This window comes from Streptomyces sp. NPDC046876 (assembly GCF_040645035.1).
Classification (GTDB): domain Bacteria; phylum Actinomycetota; class Actinomycetes; order Streptomycetales; family Streptomycetaceae; genus Streptomyces.
On record NZ_JBEYXK010000254.1, the window covers coordinates 1 to 1032 of the forward strand.

General features: G+C 45.5%; 2 protein-coding genes. Both read right to left on the reverse strand.

The window, feature by feature from the left end; all coding sequences use genetic code 11:
• The coding region (locus ABZ924_RS38810; RefSeq protein WP_361920474.1) for a transposase at positions 1 to 410 on the reverse strand (410 nt) is incomplete at its 3' end.
• 165 nt (positions 411 to 575) lie between these two features.
• The coding region (locus ABZ924_RS38815) for a peptidase dimerization domain-containing protein (RefSeq protein WP_361920476.1) at positions 576 to 1032 on the reverse strand (457 nt) is incomplete at its 5' end.

Sequence of the window (1032 nt, forward strand, 5' to 3'; positions counted from 1 at the left end):
ACGCACACGTAGCGGGCGTCCAGCGGTCGGGCTTTGAACGCCTCCACCTGTTCGCTCATCGCTTTGGTCATATTGGAAAGGGTTTGAGGCGTGTAGTGATGCCCGTACATCTTTTCGATCAGATCCGAAATCTCGGACATCGTGACGCCTTTCTGGAACAGGTGGATGACGAAGGACTCCAGCGTATCGTTCGAGCGCTTGTAGGGTGCGACCGTCTGTTGGTCGAACTCTCCGTTCCGTGAATTGCCGGAATTGAAACCGATGCGGTCGTATTTCTCGTAATCCAGGAAAGCCATCAGTTCCGTTTTCAGGAGCGTGTTGACCGCCGTCTCCAGGTGCTTACGGAAAACTTCGGAGATGTCTTCTTTTTTTACTAGAGCTTGCATAAGTTCTGTTGTAAACTGAGTCATAAGGAAGGCCTCTTTTCTGTGAATCAGTTGTGGTGACTTAATTCTACAAGAAAAGGTCTTCCTTTTTCTATTTATTCATTTACACAACATATTTTACGCTCTCTTAAATCGGCATAGATGAAAACGCATAAAAACTTCTCAAATTCCGAAACGCCAATATCTTCTCTATCGATCAAAATCTCTGATCAAGTACTCCAACGTGGTAAGTTCCACACTTCCTTCAAAAGTGATAAGGTGATAAAACCCCTCATACCCATCCGTTGTTTCAGGAGCTTCTCCCGCAGGAAGCATGCGAGCTAACTCCATCGCGATTTTACTTGAATTGATCAGTTTATTTTTGGCTGTGCCGGGATGAACATTTCTCCCATGAATGGTGATTTTCGCCCCCGCTGCATTAAAACTTTCCCATTCTAATTCCCCAAGTGGGCCCCCATCTACGGTATAAGCAAATTGAGCACCAAAGGTCTCCACGTCAAACTCGCGTGGACCTTTTGAGGTTTCTTCATCGGGCGTAAATGCAATGCGAATCGGTCCATGTTTGATTTCAGGGTGCTGAATCACAAAGGCGATTTTCGCATCATTGCTGATCTTTTTGTAGCGTTCATTTGTAAAAAAGACTTTC